21 protein-coding genes and 2 pseudogenes are annotated in these 17348 nt (G+C 61.0%); 10 read left to right on the forward strand and 13 right to left on the reverse strand.

Annotated features, from left to right (window positions below):
- On the reverse strand, window positions 1-108 hold a 108-nt coding region (locus QZ964_RS16880; protein WP_292532973.1), incomplete at its 3' end, for a ubiquinol-cytochrome c reductase iron-sulfur subunit N-terminal domain-containing protein.
- A 501-nt stretch (window positions 109-609) separates the two neighbouring features.
- Between QZ964_RS16880 and QZ964_RS16885 the strand changes: the two are divergent.
- Window positions 610-861: pseudogene (locus QZ964_RS16885) on the forward strand (transposase); the annotation flags it as partial.
- A gap of 175 nt (window positions 862-1036) precedes the next feature.
- On the opposite strand, the gene QZ964_RS16890 reads toward QZ964_RS16885, so the two are convergent.
- Window positions 1037-1183, reverse strand: coding sequence for a hypothetical protein (locus QZ964_RS16890; protein ID WP_292532944.1), 147 nt, complete (start codon window positions 1181-1183; stop codon window positions 1037-1039).
- Window positions 1184-1524: 341 nt separating this feature from the next.
- Here QZ964_RS16890 and QZ964_RS16895 point away from each other — a divergent pair, with 341 nt between their 5' ends.
- Window positions 1525-1824, forward strand: coding sequence for an antibiotic biosynthesis monooxygenase (locus QZ964_RS16895; protein ID WP_292532945.1), 300 nt, complete (start codon window positions 1525-1527; stop codon window positions 1822-1824).
- A 200-nt stretch (window positions 1825-2024) separates the two neighbouring features.
- Here the strand turns inward: QZ964_RS16895 and QZ964_RS16900 are convergent.
- The 4 genes and pseudogenes from QZ964_RS16900 to QZ964_RS16915 all read right to left on the reverse strand — a co-directional run bounded on the left by QZ964_RS16900 (window position 2025) and on the right by QZ964_RS16915 (window position 4882).
- Window positions 2025-3119 (reverse strand): annotated as a pseudogene (locus QZ964_RS16900) (IS630 family transposase).
- Window positions 3120-3614: 495 nt separating this feature from the next.
- Entirely contained in the window at window positions 3615-4025 is a 411-nt protein-coding gene (locus tag QZ964_RS16905) for a hypothetical protein (protein ID WP_292532947.1), read from the reverse strand.
- Window positions 4026-4262: 237 nt separating this feature from the next.
- Window positions 4263-4571, reverse strand: coding sequence for a hypothetical protein (locus QZ964_RS16910; protein ID WP_292532949.1), 309 nt, complete (start codon window positions 4569-4571; stop codon window positions 4263-4265).
- Between the two features lie 32 nt (window positions 4572-4603).
- Window positions 4604-4882, reverse strand: a complete 279-nt coding sequence (locus QZ964_RS16915) for a hypothetical protein (RefSeq protein WP_292532950.1) — start codon at window positions 4880-4882, stop codon at window positions 4604-4606.
- Window positions 4883-5542: 660 nt separating this feature from the next.
- Here QZ964_RS16915 and QZ964_RS16920 point away from each other — a divergent pair.
- The 6 genes from QZ964_RS16920 (at window position 5543) to QZ964_RS16945 (ending at window position 9051) form a co-directional block, all read left to right on the forward strand.
- Window positions 5543-6187 carry a MotA/TolQ/ExbB proton channel family protein gene (locus tag QZ964_RS16920; RefSeq protein ID WP_292532951.1) on the forward strand — a complete coding sequence of 215 codons (645 nt, stop codon included), beginning with the start codon at window positions 5543-5545 and terminating at the stop codon, window positions 6185-6187.
- Window positions 6187-6717, forward strand: a complete 531-nt coding sequence (locus QZ964_RS16925; RefSeq protein WP_292532953.1) for a biopolymer transporter ExbD — start codon at window positions 6187-6189, stop codon at window positions 6715-6717. The genes QZ964_RS16920 and QZ964_RS16925 overlap by 1 nt, the downstream gene beginning before the upstream one ends.
- Window positions 6714-7433 carry an energy transducer TonB gene (locus tag QZ964_RS16930; RefSeq protein WP_292532954.1) on the forward strand — a complete coding sequence of 240 codons (720 nt, stop codon included), beginning with the start codon at window positions 6714-6716 and terminating at the stop codon, window positions 7431-7433. Before QZ964_RS16925 ends, QZ964_RS16930 begins: the two co-directional genes overlap by 4 nt.
- A 60-nt stretch (window positions 7434-7493) precedes the next feature.
- A complete protein-coding gene (locus tag QZ964_RS16935; protein WP_292532956.1) occupies window positions 7494-7973 on the forward strand; it encodes an energy transducer TonB in 480 nt (159 codons plus the stop codon).
- A gap of 144 nt (window positions 7974-8117) precedes the next feature.
- Window positions 8118-8582 (forward strand): hypothetical protein, encoded by a 465-nt coding sequence (locus tag QZ964_RS16940; RefSeq protein WP_292532957.1) that lies wholly within the window; start codon window positions 8118-8120, stop codon window positions 8580-8582.
- A 265-nt stretch (window positions 8583-8847) separates the two neighbouring features.
- Entirely contained in the window at window positions 8848-9051 is a 204-nt protein-coding gene (locus QZ964_RS16945; protein WP_292532959.1) for a hypothetical protein, read from the forward strand.
- A gap of 129 nt (window positions 9052-9180) precedes the next feature.
- On the opposite strand, the gene QZ964_RS16950 is transcribed toward QZ964_RS16945, so the two are convergent.
- Together QZ964_RS16950 and QZ964_RS16955 are read right to left on the reverse strand one after the other, a co-directional pair.
- Window positions 9181-9312 carry a hypothetical protein gene (locus tag QZ964_RS16950; protein WP_292532960.1) on the reverse strand — a complete coding sequence of 44 codons (132 nt, stop codon included), beginning with the start codon at window positions 9310-9312 and terminating at the stop codon, window positions 9181-9183.
- A 462-nt stretch (window positions 9313-9774) separates the two neighbouring features.
- Complete coding sequence (locus QZ964_RS16955) at window positions 9775-11268, reverse strand: ISL3 family transposase (RefSeq protein WP_292532961.1); 1494 nt, start codon at window positions 11266-11268, stop codon at window positions 9775-9777.
- A 136-nt stretch (window positions 11269-11404) separates the two neighbouring features.
- Here QZ964_RS16955 and QZ964_RS16960 point away from each other — a divergent pair, with 136 nt between their 5' ends.
- Entirely contained in the window at window positions 11405-11878 is a 474-nt protein-coding gene (locus tag QZ964_RS16960) for a hypothetical protein (protein ID WP_292532963.1), read from the forward strand.
- A 356-nt stretch (window positions 11879-12234) separates the two neighbouring features.
- On the opposite strand, the gene QZ964_RS16965 is transcribed toward QZ964_RS16960, so the two are convergent.
- Window positions 12235-12723, reverse strand: a complete 489-nt coding sequence (locus QZ964_RS16965; protein WP_292532965.1) for an invasion associated locus B family protein — start codon at window positions 12721-12723, stop codon at window positions 12235-12237.
- 238 nt (window positions 12724-12961) lie between these two features.
- Here QZ964_RS16965 and QZ964_RS16970 point away from each other — a divergent pair, with 238 nt between their 5' ends.
- A complete protein-coding gene (locus tag QZ964_RS16970; protein ID WP_292532967.1) occupies window positions 12962-13162 on the forward strand; it encodes a NepR family anti-sigma factor in 201 nt (66 codons plus the stop codon).
- Between the two features lie 136 nt (window positions 13163-13298).
- Here the strand turns inward: QZ964_RS16970 and QZ964_RS16975 are convergent, their stop codons facing one another.
- From QZ964_RS16975 to QZ964_RS16990, 4 genes are all read right to left on the reverse strand, one after another.
- Entirely contained in the window at window positions 13299-13508 is a 210-nt protein-coding gene (locus QZ964_RS16975) for a TOBE domain-containing protein (protein WP_292532969.1), read from the reverse strand.
- A gap of 1269 nt (window positions 13509-14777) precedes the next feature.
- Window positions 14778-14951 (reverse strand): PhnA domain-containing protein, encoded by a 174-nt coding sequence (locus tag QZ964_RS16980; protein ID WP_292532970.1) that lies wholly within the window; start codon window positions 14949-14951, stop codon window positions 14778-14780.
- 254 nt (window positions 14952-15205) lie between these two features.
- Window positions 15206-15883, reverse strand: coding sequence for an SMC-Scp complex subunit ScpB (locus tag QZ964_RS16985; protein WP_292532971.1), 678 nt, complete (start codon window positions 15881-15883; stop codon window positions 15206-15208).
- Window positions 15884-15953: 70 nt separating this feature from the next.
- Window positions 15954-17015: a DUF1403 family protein gene (locus QZ964_RS16990; RefSeq protein ID WP_292532972.1), complete on the reverse strand. Its 1062-nt coding sequence runs from the start codon at window positions 17013-17015 to the stop codon at window positions 15954-15956.
- Window positions 17016-17348 lie beyond the last annotated feature (333 nt).

Here is a 17348-nt window from a genome sequence, read left to right on the forward strand (position 1 = left end):
ATCGATCAAAGGCCAGATCGCGGCCGCCGTCGCCACGACGGCGCATGCGCCGGTCGCGACGTAAAGAACGTCCCGGCGGAGAGGGTCGGCTAAATCGAGAGTCGTCATCCGGCGCTCCGGTCAAAAATTACGCTCGCGTCAGGGAAGAATGTTGCGCGTGGCCCAATGTTCAAGTGCAGGGTCCCGCAAATTCAGATTGTCTTCGAAACAGGGGCGACCCGCTCGGGAAAACGGCGAGGTGGCAGCTTTCCGCGTCCGCCCTGTCTTGTCATTTCAGCTTCGTTCCGGCAGTCGGCGCGCGAGACGCTGAAACGCAATCGTCGGCAAGTAACAACGCAATGACGCACCCCTGCTCTTTTGACGCGCAATTTCGCTGCGACGTTCAGCAGCGTGTCAGTACGCCGCAAAACGTACGATGGCGCGCTCTGCCGGAGCAGTTCGATCACTGTAACAGCGTCTGGAAGCGTTTCGACCGGTTGAGCAAGGCCGGCGTGTTCGAGGCCTTCTTTGTCGCGCTCGCTTCCATGAGTTCATCGGCGCATCTGATGCAGATGTTTGATTCCACCATCGTGCGCGCTCATGGTCCACCGCCGGCGCCAAAGGGAGCAAGAGGGGCAGGCGTTCGGGCGTTCGCGCGGCGGCTTCACGACGAAAATCTACGCCAAATCGGATACGTCGGGCGACATCATCGCTTTCGATCTGACCGGCGGCGAGGCCGCCGACGCGCCACATTTCGAAACGCTGCTCGATCTCGGCCCCGACATTCAGCCCCGCGTCGTCATCTGTGACAAGGGTTACGCCAGTACATGCCGAAGTGAAGTTACGGCTTCTTTTCTAATCTGTGAACCACGCAGCATATAAGCCGTAAACCCTCTTTGCCTCCGCCGAAATCAACGGGCAGCGATGACACCAAGGCCGTCGCTCAAACCATCGCCCGGGGTGGCAGCGTTGTCGGTACTGGCGGCTTACTCTGTCGGAACGCTCAACTTGGCGGGAAGCTGCGCCCTGATCACATCCGTGATTTTCTCAATGGCGGTCACCGCGTCGTGTGCACGCCGTTCCGATGCGGCGAGAACTCTGCCGTCTTGGAGACGAGTTGTGATCGAAGCGTTTTAAGCTCGTGATGCGCCTGCTCGACGGCGGCAGATATTTGCTCGATTTGAGCCTCGGCCAAGCGCAGCATCGTCTCTGCGCGTTCGGCGCGGACTCAGCGTGGCCCAGCTCTTCCTTCACAACATCGGCGGCTTCATGAGCGCGTATTAGCGCTTGAGCTGCCTGCTCCTCAAATGCTTTGATCGCCGCCGCTGTTTCCGACACAAGATTTAGCGCGGCGGTGACCTCGTCGTTCTCATGGGCAGGCTCATGTGCCGAACCCTCGTTTCCGCGGATTGTTTCGTCCGTGACTCCGCAAGTGAATGCCAAGCGGCGACAGCGCGGGCGAGCGAAAAATATGCCGTGGTGCAAATTACCTCGAAAGGTGCAAAATGATCGCAGGAGGCGGTAGTTCGACAGCGAGGTCGCGCAATGGTGAAATTTGGTATCTTGGCGACGCTGGAAGCGAAGGTCGGCAAGGAACATGAGGTCGCAGCATTCTTGAAATCAGCGCTGCCGCTCGTGGAAGCAGAGCCGGGCACGGTTTCGTGGTTCGCGATCAGAATGTCAGCCTCCACTTTCGGCATTTTCGACGTTTTCCATGACGAAGCCGGCAGAGACGCTCATCTTGCCGGGGAGGTGGCGAAGGCGCTCATGGCGAAGGCGCCGGAGCTTTTCTCGCAGCCGCCAAAAATCGAGAAAGTTGACGTGCTGGCGTCAAAGCTAGGCTGAAACGAAAAAAGCGCCCCGCCGTTACCCACGGTCGGGGCGTTTCTGCCGCCAGCGGAGAGATCAACACCATCGACTTGCAGAAATCGTAACCCGGCGCTGCCTCGGTCGCAAATATTCGGGCAGCAGGTATTTTCCGGTGAGCCGCGAAGGTCCCGGCTGGCGTACATGCTCAGCGAGGTGAATGCGCTAGTCACGTGAATCTAAAGTTCGCCGCCGAATGTCTGCTCTGTTTTCTGACAGAAGCGCTTGACGGACGCGAGGATTTCGTCTGCGGATTTGGTCCATCTATATGGCTTGGGATTCTCATTGTGCCGCTCGATGAAGGCGCGGATATCCGCTTCGAGCTAGTTCGTTGACGTATGGACGCCGCGACGGATTTGCTTGCGAGTGAGTTCGGCGAACCAGCGCTCGATCTGATTGATCCACGATGCCGATGTTGGCGTGAAGCGCACATGGTAGTGGGGACGTCTCACCAGCCAGTTTTTGATCACAGCGGTTTTGTGGTGGCGCAGTTGTCCATAATGATATGGATATCGAGACCCTCGGGAACACGCGCATCGATTTCCTTCAGGAAGTCCAGAAACTCCGTCGCTCGATGACGCTTGTAGCATTTGCCGATCACAAATCCGGAAGCGATATCCAGGGCCGCGAACAGCGACGTTGTGCCGTGGCGGATATAAGAATGAGTTCGGCGCTCGGGAACGCCTGGCATCATTGGCAAACCGGCTGCTCCCGATCAAGCGCCTGTATCTGCCTCTTCTCATCGACGCTGAGCACCAGCGCCCGATTCGGCGGCGACAGATAAAGACCGACGATGTCGCGAACCTCGTCGACGAACAGCGGGTCGCTGGAAAGCTAAAGTCTCCGAGCGATGCGGCTGCAAGCCAAAAGCATTCCAGATCCTTCGAATCGTTGTGTGTGAAAGTGTCTCCGTCGCCATGGACCGGATCGACCAATGCGTGGCGTCCTTTGGCGTGTGCCGGAGCGTGCGCTCAATAACAGCGGCGACTTGGTCATCGTCGATTGTCCGAGGTCTGCCAGGGCGGGCCTCATCCAATAGCCCTTCAATGCGGTCCTTCAGAAAGCGCCGCCGCCACTTGCCGACCGTGTGCTCATGCACGCCCAACTCGCTCGCAACGGACTTGCTGGGCACGCCATCCGCGCATCGCAGGATAACGCGGCAGTGTTCCGATAGACCGAGCCACACGATGGCGACGAACCTGTCGTTCGAGGTACGCTCTTTCATCTGCGTTGAGGATCAACGGAGCAATCGGACGTCCCGTCCCATTGGCCATAACCGCGCTCCCGCTCTCAACCGAAAGCTGGAGATTATAATGAAGCGAACTTCAGTTCCAGATGACTAGAGGGTGAACAGCTAAGGATCTTGCTGATCGGACATGGTCGGCGGAGCCGGCGCGCTCTCCCAGCTGCTGCGGTCGAAAATCAAAATAGCCGTCTGATTCAAGAGCCGCGGTGAATGGCGTGAAGATATACTCCTCCACGTGGGGACGAATCCCCATGTCCAGAGCCTAAAAGCACAGCGAGGTGTGCACGCAACTCGCGCAGGCGCGCCACGCAAAGGCGCGGGGCGGGACGGATAGCGCACAGATGGCGGCGCTATATCGCGGTCACGCGTCATTGGCGATGACGCAGGAGGATGGCGTCACTGGTTCGAATTAAGGCTTATCAACCGCAACACTATCGAACAAGATCGCCTCGCTCTGCCACGAATGCAGCGATGAGCAGGCGCGCCGTCTGGGCACCCTCGACGGTCCAGTCCGATGTCGCGCTCAGGGCTCCAACGTGACGACCTTGCCGTTTTCGGTCTCGACATGGACATAGCGCGGGGCGAAGGACCGATAACGGCCGCTCGCGATCGTTACGAACTCGCAGAGCGACAGTTCCGCCGCTTCCTCGGCGGGACGAGAGATAGAGAGATCGGCGTGATAGAGGCCTTCCCCCTCCAGGCCATGCGTATCTTTTCCGAGGGCCGCGAGAGTCTGCAACGTATGTTCGAATTCGTCACTGTTCCGGAAGCGCCGCTGTATGAAAGTGGCTCCGTCCAGGTCTTCCGTGACGTAATCAAAGTCACTCAACGCCTGCGCGACCCCATCAAAGGGAAACATTCGCAGCACGAAGGAGATCCCCCATGGCCGGCGCTTCATCTGCGCGAGCAACTTGCGGAAAGTCGCCTCGCCCACGTAGCCGATGTAGCCGGTCGAAAGAATGATGTCCGCGCGAGAGACGCTGCGCGCAGCGTCTGACGTTAACTCGCTTTCCTCGAGATCGGCGACAACGCCATGCAGGATCAGACCAACGCTCTTGGCGTGACGAAGAACCTTTGCCTGACAAAATGTCAGCCTTACCGACCGAGTTGCAATGGCGGCGCGCTCAGAACCTCGACAAAAGCTAAGCCGCGCGCCGAATGGACCAAAGGGCTAGTTCGAAAGCGACGCCATTCGATCGGCGAGCCGCACCATATCCGCCGCCGAAACGTTCCGCCCGGTGATCGCCATGTAGAGCGCATCGACGCCTTCCGGGGTCGGGCTGACCAGGGCGCGCACGGGCTTGTTAGAAGCGGTGTTCAGGCGCTCGCGCATGACGCGCGCCTTCGTCCACGAGAACCGTAGACAGCGGCTCCACGTCCAGCCGTGCCGCGCCATCAGGCGGCGTTGACGATGCGCGTCGGTCATAATCGCGGATCGGTCGTAATGACCGTCAGAGGTGAGCAAAGCGTCTGGCTTCATAATCTTAGCCTCGTCAATTATTATGCAGTCATTCACGCAAGGTCGAGTTCGGAACGAACGGCTGAAACAACGACGAGCTTCGGCGACGTAAATTCGACCTCGTATCCGAGACCGTCACAGATCACATGCACGATGGTTCCGGTCGAGCCTGCCGGGATAATTTCGCCGCTTTCGTGTATGTCACACACGGCTTTTACTCTGCAATGCTCTGCGAAGGGCGGCGTCTTCGACGCGGCAAGGATCGCTCGGGCGAAGATTTCCTTCACCCTGTCGCTTATCGCCGCCGCGCCGTGAGACTTTGCCGCCGCCATAACGAAGAGCGTCCCCTTAACTCTTTGCAAAATTCCTCAGCAAAAGAATGTAACCGCTGTTGAGATCTCGTCAACGGAAGCCGCGTCACGGGCGGACGATTGTCTGATGCTCCGCTTGCAAATTTTTGCCGAGCCTCAATATCGAAGGCGGCAACGCAACGCCCCGCGGCGCAGCGCTCCTTATCGCGTCGCCCAGCTCGTGTCGCAATGCAGCATAACGCAACGCTTCCGCTCAAGGCGCTCAGCGCCCTTGGGCGGAGATTTCCCCGGCTAGGCGCGCCCGCCAGCCAAGGATCGCGGAAAACTCTACCCAGAAACGGTCTACTTTTAGGGGAGCGGATCACAACCGCTGGGACTCAACTTGCTACTGGATGAAAGTTCGGGGGCAGGTCACGGTCTTGCGGTTATTTCTTTTAGTTTTGGCGGTCGGCGGAATATTCGCTCCCATAGTTCACTCGCTCCTCTTCACGTCGGCGTTTTGGCCGCTTCCTGATGGGGACAGAAGGTAGTGCAATCTGATTCACAACGTGGAAGGCTTTCGTCGAAAACGGGAGCTCTTGCTAGCCCTTGACAGCGGCGGCTGCGATAAGAAAAATGACAATAATCAGCATATCGTTGGCGCGAACGGCGAACGCGTTCTCGAGGAAGAGTTAAGTTCCCATGGATTACAACACGCTCTCCCCCCTTTCCATGTTTCTCAACGCCGGTCCGGTCGGAAAGGTCGTCATGGCGTTGCTGCTACTCGCGTCGATCTGGACGTGGGTGCTCATCGTTGAAGGCGTTGTGGCGGTCACACGCATCGCCAAATCGGCGCGCAGCGCACGCGCGGGCGGGGACGTCGGCGTCCTGACGCCCGTGGCCGAAGCAGGTCGCGAAGCTTTCGCGCTCGATCTCCCGGATGAGACGATCGGCGACAAGTGCGCCCGCATCGCCGACCATATGAGCCGCACGGCGCGCGAGTTCCTGACCAAGGCGGAAGGCGGGCTGCCCAATCTCGCCGTTATCTCGTCGGTTGCGCCTTTCGTCGGCCTCTTTGGCACGGTCTGGGGCATCATGACGAGCTTCGCCGGCATCGCGCAGTCGCAGGACACGAGCCTGGCGGTCGTCGCGCCGGGCATCGCCGAAGCGCTCGCGGCTACGGCCTACGGACTTGCCGCCGCGATTCCCGCCTCGGTCGGCTACAACCGCATCGGCGCCGCTTTCGCCCGCGTCGGCCAGCAGGTCGCACATTACATCGAAGACGAGTCACTCCTGATGTGCAGCGGCCATCAGGCGCGTCCGCGTCGTGAGCGGGAGGCTGCGTAATGGGTATGCCCTCACGTCAGCGCCAGAGCGCAACCGAAGACCTTTATCAGCCGCTCGCCGATATCAACGTGACGCCGCTCGTCGACGTCATGCTGGTGCTGCTCATCATCTTCATGGTGACGGCGCCATTGCTCGCCAAGGGCGTCAAGGTGAATCTGCCGCAGGCGAGCGCCGCGATGCCGATCAACCAGAAAGAGCCGATCGTCGTAACGGTCGGCAAGGAAGGCAAGATCGCGCTTGGCGCGGACGAAACGTCGCCCGACGCGCTCATCGACGGCATCAAGGTGATGATGGGCGACGACCAGACGCGCGTCGTTCATATCCGCGGCGACACGGAGGCCGTCTATGGCGAGGTCGTCGCGGTGATGGATAGGCTCGCGACAAACGGGATCACCCATATCGCCATCATGACCAACTCGCGCAGCAAGACCGGCCCGGGCACGAAGGGCGCGCATGGCCACGCAGCGCCTGCGGCGGCCGGCGCCCCACCGGCGCATGTTCCGGCCGCGCCCGCGGGGGCGGCGAAATGACCGATCTCGCGCTCAGTCCGCAGCAGCATATGACGCGAGAGGGCGACCGTCCGCCCTCGGATCCGGACCGGATCAAGCCGCCGTGGCTTCGCTCGGTAACGACCGCCGCGGTCATCGCCGCCCACGTCCTGGTGTTCGGCATACTAGCCTATTCGGCGAAGCCGAACGCGATCTCCCTCGACTCGGTCAGCATGGACCTCGTGTCGGAAGGCGACTTCTTCGAGCAGGAGGAAGTCGCCGAAGCCGACGACACGCCGCCGCCCGAAGCGGTCGAGGAGCCCGAGATCGCGCTTCCGCCGCCGGTGGTGATGGCGCCCGACGCCGTACCCCTGCCGGCAAAGAAGGAAGACGTCGACGAGATCAAGAAGAAGGTCGAGCAGCAGCAAGTCCAGCGCGCGCAGCAGCGTCAGCAGGCGCAGGCGCGCCGGCGCTACGGCGCGCCGGAGGGACACGCCGCGAGTTCGGGCGCATCCCAGGCGACGTGTCTTGCCCATATCGCTGCCGCGCTTCGCCGGCATACGCCCGGCTCGACGAGCCTCGGCCCCGGCCACGCCAGCGTGACGTTCCACGTCGATCCGGGCGGCGGTCTGTCGGGCGTTTCGGCGTCGGGGTCGACTCCGGCGCATGCGGCTCTGGCCCGGCGGATCGTGTCGTCGTCGCGCGGTCCAAGCATGTGCGGCTCGGCTTACGTCAGCCAGGCGTTCGCCTTCCATTGACGCCAACAGCGGCGGACGCTCCCGCCCGCCGCGATCGATCGTTCCGAAATATTTGGGGGCATGATGAAGCTCGCGCGATTGCTTACCCTCGCCGCGGCGCTCGCCGCATGCGCCGCGCGCGCCGAGGACGCCAAGCCGTCGTCAAATGCGACGCAAACGCCTGCGCCGCCGCGCGCCGCCACGACAAACGCTTTGCCGCCGCGCGCTGCGGCGACAAGGCCAGCCGCGCCGGCGATTCAGGGAACGGTGGTAGCGCCCGCCGCCGCTCCCGTGATGTCGGAGAGCAAGTTCCTTGGCGCGCTCTATGCCGCGATCGCCAAGCGAACGCCCACGGAGAGTCCGGCGGGCGAGGGGGAGGTGACGGCGAGCTTCCACGTCAATGCGCAAGGCAAAATCGACAAGGTGACGATCGACAAGGCGACGAGCCCCGCGCTTGCGGAGACAGTGAAAAAGATTCTGTCGAGCGTCGAAGCGCCGCCGCCGCCCGGCGGATCAATGGACGTGGGGCAAACTTTCAAGTTCCGCGGCACGCCGAAATGAGTCGGCCGCGCCGTTCAAAACTTTCCATCCGCTACTGCATGATCCATGCGCGTGAGGCCCGCGCATTTTTATAGAAGGAGAGGGAAGTGCGGCATATTTCTCGACTGACATTGAGTCTTTCTGCATTGGCGTTCGCCTGCGCGCTTGGCGCGAGCGGACCGGCGCGCGCTCGACGAGGCGCAAAGGCCGAAGGCTGAAGACAGCGCCGAACCGAAGCGCGAAGAAAGCAAGGATACAAAGCCCGAGGCGCGAACCGAAAAGCGCCAAGACAAGACCGCCGCCGAGCGCGAACAGCAGCCGAAGGCCGCGCGGGACGAGAAGTCGGCCGAGAAGTCGCCCGATAAAAAGAAACATGCCGACAACAGCGCCTATCTGCGCAAGCTTGGTCAGCTCATCCGTGCGCGCTCGCCGGGCACGACAAGTCTCGGCGAAGGAAGCGCCGTCGTTCGCTTTCGTCTTGGCGCGTCAGGCGCGCCAAATAGCGTCACCGTCGTCTCGGCGTCATCGGCCAAGCACGGCGAACTGGCGCGCTCCATCGTCTCGGGCTTGCGCGCGCCGCCGCCGCCGGGCGGCGCCTATGACGGCGTGCAGAGTTTCAGATTTCACTAGCGGGGCGCGTTTCGCGCCTAATCGCGCGCGGCACCACTTCGCCGGAGCGCCTCAGTCGCCTCAGGGCGCGACGAAAACAGGGTCGAAACAGCGCTCCAAGCTCCGGATTCGCGATGACGTTTTCATTGCGCGGCAAGCTTGGGGCAAATGCGCGCGAGAAAGGCACTGCCAAGACCTCGCACGCGATCTCACCTTTGAAAAACTCGAACACCTCCGACGTTCGTAGCCGTCGCCGGACGACGATTTTCCCGGCTACGTCGACACCGTGGATCTGAAACCAGTGCTTGCCGAGATCGTTCCGCTTCTGTTTGGCCTCGACGTGCTGCGCGGGTATCTGACGATCTTGCCTATTCCGCTTGCCGAGGCTGGCTTGTTCGATCTCCTATGGGAGCGCACGGTGGGCGCGGCCATAGAAGCCGCAGGCGATGGAACTGCCCTGACTGCCCTGGGGGGCAGACGATGGACGTGATCGGTTTCGCAGGGAAAGCATCGCTGCCGCGCCCTGGCCGCGGGCATATGGGAAGGTTGGCCGGCCATTGAAACCGGCACGCTCTCATGGGCATGAAAGCAGCCGTGATGCTCGATGCGCGCACAAGCGCTAAAAGGTAGGAGCCCCCAGCCCGACACCGCCCTCGCCCTGTTCGCTGTCGTAGCGGCCTGACGCCGCGCAGCCATAGGCCGGACCGACCATGTCCATACTGTAGCCGAAAGCGTAAGTTGTGGGCCCCATGTATTCGTAAGGGGCGCCCCCCCGGTGAGAATGCCAACCGTAATGCCGCTTCGTATGGTAACGGGCATCAGCTACACTTGAGGAACCAACTCCCGCGCAAGTCACGACGGCAGCCGCCAGAGCCAAGGTCTTGATGCGCTTCGAGGCCATGCCTTCCTCCTAATAAGAATATCTCGCGACGGGCGCAGTGCCGAAAGCCGGCGATACCCCTCTCTTCGGCGCTACAGTTGGGGATTCGACGTTAATGTCGAAATGGGGAGGTAACTTGGAGTGAAAGCAACTTTGTCAAGCGAGGCGACAGGAAGTCCTGAGTCCCGCTCAACCCCGTATGCGGCTGCGGTCGGCGAGCGACCGGCGACACCCCACGGGCTCCGAGAGGACGGTCAAACTAACTGGGGCGCTACGCTGCCTGCGATTAGGCGTGCAAATTTGGCTCTGACGCAGATTTGATGCAGGCCGCGATCAGTTCGCGCCGATGAGGCGCGCTTCGAGTAGATCGATTTTTGCGCGCCCATACATTTGTCGCTTCGCGAGTTTGAGCTTTGTGATCTGACCTTCGGTCTGTCCGTTCGACCAAGCGGATATGATTGCGGCGCGCACAGCAGCCCTGTCTTTTATGACGCCGTTAGCCAAGGACGCGACGAGACTCAATTTTGCGTGCTCAATCCAGGCGCCGAGCTCCGCATCATGCTTCTTTCGGATCATGGCGTGGAAAGCTGCGATGACGCTTCGCGCTTCGACGAGCAGCGGGACGCCGCTTTCTATCGCCGCAATCGTTACGGATTCTGACTTGGAGAGCGTGTCGCGACCTGTCGTCATCAGCCGCGCAATGGTTCTGGCGGAAGGGACGCGGCGCAAGCTTGAAGTATCAGCTTTCTCGGCCCGACGCCGCCGTCCAGCCCATTCGGAAACAACGCGCAAACATCCCCGGAATCCCTGGCTTTTCAGACGCCGCCAAAGCTCGGAGCCGCTGTGAAGGCCTGCGGTCCATTGCACGTCGAGCCAGGGCAGATACGGCTCCAAAGAACTTTCGCGCGTTCCGAATACGTCTGAACGCTGGCCGCGCAGAATCCTGCGTACAAGTCCCCGACTATGCCCGGTCTCCCGTACGATCTGTCTGATCGAGGCTCCATTCTTGGCGCGCACAAGGATGGCGGCGTTCGCATCCTCCCGCCGCAGATATCCCTCGTATTGAATACGCTCAGCGGCGGTGAGCAGATCCGGGTCGACGGTCGCCGCGCCGATTGCGGAACGGATTTGACGCATCGATTTGCGCACGGCCTCGAGGAAGGCATGGCTGGCGTTCTCCATCAGATGCCAGCGATCGGCGACCTGCGTGGCCTGCGGTAACGCCTTGGTGGCGGCCAGCGAATAGGCGCCGCCGCGGTCACGCGCGACAATGACGATCTGTGGCTGAGCGGCCAGCCACGCCTGCGCGGTCGCGGGCTCCCTGTCGGGCAGAAGACGGATGGGCCGTCGTCGTTCGAGATCGCAAATGATCGTGCCGTAACGCCGATTACGCTTCCACGCCCAGTCATCGATCCCGACCATTACCGGCAGCATTAATCGGCGAGCGAAGTTGGCGGCAGGACGGCCGCCGAGGGCAAGTCCCAGATGATGGACAAGGCAGTCCAGTCGCGCTGTTCGGCGAGCCCACGGCGCCAGAGCATCGGCGCTGAAGCGCTCCGTGAAAATTGCGCGACGACAGGAAGTAGCGTCGCATCGGAACCGTCGCGCGATGACAATGAGCCGAACCTGCCGACCCGCCAATGGCAGATCGGCCAAGCGCCGGAGATAGTGGCTGTGGACGCGCTCAGCGATCGTCGCGCAACCAGGGCATTGACTTGACTTGCTCGTGTGGCGAACTGTGATGACCGTGATCGCGCCGTCGTGGACGGCATTTTCAACGTGGAAACCGGGTGGCACAAAGGCCGCGGGGCGCAGGCTGCGAGGCATGGCGTTGATTCCATCACGAAACCAACACCAGCCGGCGCCCGAACTTCATCAAAAGTGAGTCAGAGCCAAACTTCAACGCCGATTGACACATTGGCGAAAAGCTTGGCGGATCACCTGCCCCGCTTGCGGCGCGCCTTTGTCGGACACGAACGAGCGTCCCGATACCGGCGAAACATTGCGCGACACCAGCCCATTCGCGCGCGTGTGGGAGGAAGCTGTAATCGGCGAGGCGATCATTGAGCGTTTCCTGCACGGCGATGTCTCGTTCGACTATTCGCCGATCGCGCTCATGCGCGCGCTGCTCGTGCATACGTGGCGGCCATGCGGCGCGAATGGTCGCGATCGCGCCGTCGGCTGGACGCCTGGCACGCTCTTTCCCCAATTCGACGATCTTGCGCAGCCTATCAAGCGCAAGGTCAATCATGCGGCCGTTGCAGCTCTTCCGATCTCATTCCGGCCGGCGCTTTTGGCAGGCGTGGCGAAAACGATCACGAATCCCGCCATCCTCAATGTTGTTTGGAAGGAGACAACGCTCCGGGGACGAAGAGCGTTCGAACGCCTACGCGAAACAGCGAGGCTTGAAGCTCAAGCAGCGAGGCAAAGCCATTGAACGTGAGAATATTGAAGGTCGATATTCTCACGTTTAATGGCTTTTTCGATTTGGAATCGGATATTCTCAACCCAAAATGTCTCCCGACAGGCGGAGATGGTTTCGCGTCAAGCTGACGCAAACGCCCAATGTGGGCGGCCGCAAAGCGGTGTCAGAAAAACCGCACGTGGCCTTGGTCTGTCCGAGCCCGACGCCCGCCGCGCGTGGCGAAACGCCGGCCACCAATCGACGAAGGCGTTCGCCTCGTCGCCGGCATATATTCCGAGCCCGGCATGCGGCGGTCGGCATACATCACGCTGAACGCCAAATTTTAGCTGCGAGATGCTGCGTATAGCGGCCGCACATGCTTTCAGCTTTCACTCCCGCAGCGCATTGTAGCCATCTTTAAAGCCATCGAGAGTGAATATGTGGCGAAGTCCCTCGCCGGGATTAACGTAAATTGTAATTAGCAAATTTTTGCCGTTGAGCATCTTGCTCATCAGGTCGTTGCTGATAGGGCCTTCAGCAGCACAGGTAATCTGAGTGCATCTGAAGAATGGCAGCTTCGCGAATTCAGCCTCGTCGACTTTGATCCCTACGCCTTCCAGCAAGAAAGTTCCCAGCGGCGCGAAAACTTGAATCACTCCGTTGGGCATGCCCGGCGCTTTTCTGACAGCCACCATTAAGCCGACATTCGGTTGTTCCTCCGACATCGCCTTTTGGACCAACGCGCACACCTTGACGTTATTTATTGACGGTGAGCACTGCGTTTCCCAAGCGCCAAATTTTGATGTTTCAGGCTGCTGCGCTAGTGCGGCGCCCGCTAAAAAATGAGCGAACGGCAGACAGGCGAGAACACTAACCAATGACCTTCTACTGCATTGCATTCGAGTGCCTTGATATTCTCATGCCCGACGCGCGCCCGCCTTAGCCTCGCACTAATAAACGCTCACTCGATGCGGCGGCCAGTGCGGCATGACGTGAATCTCAGCTTGTGTTTGCCGGCCGCCGCTTTAAGCCCCTGCTAACGCTTTGCTTTTTTGGCGTTTTCTAGGGAACCAATTGACTGTGACGCAGTTCTTTTCCCTTCAGGGAGAGAACGCCATGCCAGACAAAGCGTCGGACCGCTGGCGAAGTGCGGTCGCCCGTGACTCCGAACAGCAGTTCGCCTTCGCGCTCGAAAGGATCGGTGAACGGCTGCGATTCAGGCACGACAACATCATTCATGAGCCGCTGCCGGAGCGGATGGCGGCGCTGTTGGGCGAACTGCGACGAAGACGCGACCAGCGCCGCAATGGCGGCTAAGCCGTCGGCGGTTGGGCGCGAGGGTTTGCGGCAGAGGCGGTGAGGACATACATTCTCGCGAGCGCCGGTTTTCTCTTTGCCAGCGCACCTCGACAGAACGCCCCGACCGTGGATGTAACGGCGGGGCGTTTCTTGTTCAGTCGACAGCGACCATCCCTTCGGAAGATTTGATGACGGCGTATACCTTCTTGCCCACCTGTAGGCTGAGTTCCTCGACAGACTCGTTGGTGATTGACGCTGTGATGGTGTTGCCCTTCACGTCGATCAGCACGTGCGAAGTCGTGGCTCCCTCTTTTATCTCCTCGACGGTGCCTTCGAGCACGTTTCGGGCTGAAATTTTTTTCATAGCTCTTGCCTCAGTCTCAGCGTCAAAGCGGATATCCTTCAGACGCCGTTACCTATTGCACATGCCGGACGGGAAAACAGCTAGTAGCCTAAGTTCGGGACGCGCGGATGTAGCGGCTTGCTGCGTCGGCGGCTCAAATGCTCGGCAAGCGAGGCGCGGCCACGACGTGCGGCCGAGCTGGCGCGAGCATCGCGCGCCGGACAGGGGCGGCGATTTCTATTGAAGCCAAACCGAAGCCGAGCTAAACGCAACAACGCAGAGTGCCGAGAATGCGCCAGACCAAAAAAGAGCGCAGCGGCGGGAGTGGGAGGGAAGACGCCTCATTCATAAGCTCTGACAGACGCTCGCACTCCTAACGGAGGCGGGCGTCTTTTGCTTTGGGCCGCGTCCAAGAACAAAGACGGCCGCCAGTCCTTCCGTGGTCGACCGTCCTGGCCGCAGCTTTGTTGGGAAAAAGTCCGAAGCTCGCGGCGAGACAGGCGCGCGGCGGCTTTTTGAAAAGACGCTTGGGGAAAGTCACCAGCCCGCCTTGATCCTTGCGCGCTCAATACCTACGCTTCCGAATCACGAGTCCGCCCACAAACTCGCGGCTCGATATTCGACCCGGATCGAAGGAATGATCCGGGTCTTTTTTCACCAAATCACTATCCGTAGGCTGCGCCGGAATAGAAACCGACGCTGTCGGATTCGGTGCCGGTGTCGCGGCTCAAATGCTCTCGCGCGTGGCGGAGCCACCGTCGTCGCTCGACCACGTGTCGATCAAATTGGGTCCGTCATATAATTCGACGCGGCGAGTGATCGTCGATTGCCTGTAGCGCGCCACCGGCGCCAAAATTACTACGCGCGCGGATCGCTTCGCTCTCCCATAGCGCGCCAATGCGCCGGCCGTCTTCTGATATAACAACGCTGAAACGCGGTCGGTCCGACAGATCGGCGTTCGTTTCTCGCATTTTTCCATCCCCTTGATTCGTGCTCGAATGCTCGCACGTTTGATGGGGCGTAACGATGGCGGTCCACTCCAACGCGAATCCCTCCTACGCGAAGCCAATAATAATCGGCGGTCGGAATAATTGATTGGGTCTCACCGATTCTGCGAACGGTTTTGAAAGTGCGGCCGTGAGCGCTTAGGAGTCGGCGCGCTGACGTCGCGGCTTGCTTGGAGCGGGACATCAGCACGCCGACCGTCCTACGGCTGGACGCCCGATCTTGCCGCGGGGCGCGGGGCGGGCGCAACTGCTTCGGCGGATTGGCGCGGCAGACGAGGAGCGCCTACGCCTTTTTCAAAAACTCCGTTCTGAGCACGAGACCTTTGATCTTTTCTGCGCGGCATTCAATTTCTTGGTCATCGTCAGTGAGGCGGATATTCCTAATCAACGTCCCTCGTTTGAGCGTCACGGAGTCGCCATCCTTCAACTCAACTCCGTTGCTGTCCCTAACTGTCATGATTTGCTCCGCGAACAACGTTCGACGCCGCGCTCAAAATCCATCGGCAATACGTTCCCGCATTCTAATTTCTTCTTGCCGCCTGAAACCGTCGCCGGCGTGCGCAGACGTTTATATTCGACGAATATTCGACGAGTTCCCTTACCAAATTATAAGCTCTTGATTTTACTGGCGCTCCCTAGGGGGCTCGAACCCCTTTTTTTTTCGCCGTGAGAGCGACGAGCAGACAGGGAGTGCGGAACCCTTGTCACTGATCATTCCCAATGCTCTTCGAAATCTTCCTCTCCTACGCCAAAAACCTCATTGAGATCGCCCTCGGCCCTCGTCTCCAAGAGCCCTTCTTCTTCGAGCCGTTCGATCTCGGGAAGCTCGCGCAGCGACGCGAGGCCGAAGACCTCCAGGAACTTTCTCGTCGTTACATAAGCGAAAGGCGCGCCGGGTTCTGGCGCGCGCAGGGCGCCGTCGATCAGCCCATGGCGCTTGAGTGCGCCGATCACGTCGCGGCTAATCTCCCGCCCAGCAAGACGGGACAAGTCGCTGCGCGTCGCGGGTTGCAGATAAGCGATCGCCGTCACGGCCAAAATCTCTGTCGGCGTCAGTTCGGGCGCGCCGGCGTCGCGCAATCCGTGGCCGCTCGCCGCCCGGATCGCCGGCGCGAAACGCCGCTTGGTGCGCAGTTGATAGCCGCCGGCGACAAAGACGAGCTCATAGGGTCTCGCGCGTAAATCCTCACGAATGTCCGAAATCAGGTCGTCGAGATTGCAGGATGAACCAACTACTCTTGCAAGCGCGTCGCGCGGCACGGGGCTTTGCGCCGCAAAAATCACCGCTTCGACGCAGCCCATCCATTCCCGCCAGCGCGCGGCTTCCGGCAGGTCTGTCAGAACGGGATCGAAGTCGTCGTATATTTCGCGCTTTTTTGGACGACCCATGGTCCGCGCCTCACATTGCGTCTTGTCGCGTTTTCCGCATGCGATCCGATTCCTCCCTCGCCCGAAAACGCTACAACCCATAGAGGCGGAAGTTCGCTCGCCCGGACAGTTCGCGCACGGCGCCAACTTCGATCAAACGATCGAACAGCCGGCGCGCGGCGCGGTCCGAAAGCCGCGCACGTTTCGCGGCGCGCGCCGGCGTGACGCAATCATCGGCGAGCAGCAGCTCAATGACTCGCGCGGCACCTTTCGCGCGTAGTTTCGGCTCCGCGTCGAAAAGTTTTTTCGTCTGACGCGACAAGGCGCCAGCGAGATGGACCGCCTCGCGCGCCGCAAGCGCGTAAGCGCCGGCGAGCGCGTTCGACCAGTCGCGATCGTCCGGGCGCGGTCGACGGCCGTTCTGATCGCGGCGCAATGCGGGGTGAAAGATCACTGTGGCGAGCAGCGGAACCGGCGCCTTCCAGCCGAGTTTTTGCGCCAAGGCGAGGTCGGCGAGCCAGAGCGCGAAGATTTCGGCGTCGATCGCGGGGACGGCCGCGAGATCATGCACGGCGGCTGCGCTCACGCCCGCCGCCGCGGCAAGCGGATCATTGGCCCTGGCGACGGTTTGGCGCAACGCCTCGGCAATACCCTGCGCGTCGAAGGCGCTCGGCGCCCCGACATATTCGGCGGCGGCGGACAAAGTCTGCGCGTCGAATTTCACGGCGCGCGACGCGAAGAGCCGAAACAGGCGATGCAAGCGTCCGGCCAGGCTGGTGTCGGCGCAGCCGCTCAGATGCTCAGCGTCGCGCAATGCCGCCTCGTCTTCGCGCAGCCGCGCGAGACGCGCGCAGGTCGCGGCGGCTTTAAGCGCCAGACGCTGGCGCAGCGCACGTGAAAAAACGGGCTCGCCGCCATCCTCTCCGGCGCGCAACAGCTGATCGAGATGGGCGATGCCGGCGCCGGCGACAAACATCGCCGACGCGGCGCCGCCGGCGGCGCCGTCTAGCCTTGCCCAACGAGGAAACGGCTGGATTTCCGGGAGACTTTGCCGAGGCGACAGACCCGTTTGGCGCCGACGGGCGACGCGCGACGGACGCCTCGCAGCGATGGGCGCAAGGTCGGATAAGTCGCGCGAATCACTCTCCAGCATGCGCGGAATCGTAACGTTTGGTGCGGCGCTTTGTCAGTAAAATTCGCGCCAACTCCGCCGCGCTTGTCGTCTCGCCTCCATGTCCGATAATGTGCGCTTATCGGACATGATTCGATCGGCCCGGAGTTCCGGGGACAGCGACCGAAAACACCCTCCCCCAGCCTGCCGAGGCGTCGGATTTTTGACCTCGAAATGACGGGCGGGCCTGTCGGACAGCCATAATTTGTGGGATTGGGCGCTCGGCGCGGCGGGACCGCGCATAATTTCGGAATTCCGATTCACAATTCATGGGACAAGCCGCGCCGAAATTTGTGGGACTCGCGCATAATTTAT

This window comes from Methylocystis sp. (genome assembly GCF_021731785.1).
Classification (GTDB): Bacteria; Pseudomonadota; Alphaproteobacteria; order Rhizobiales; family Beijerinckiaceae; genus Methylocystis.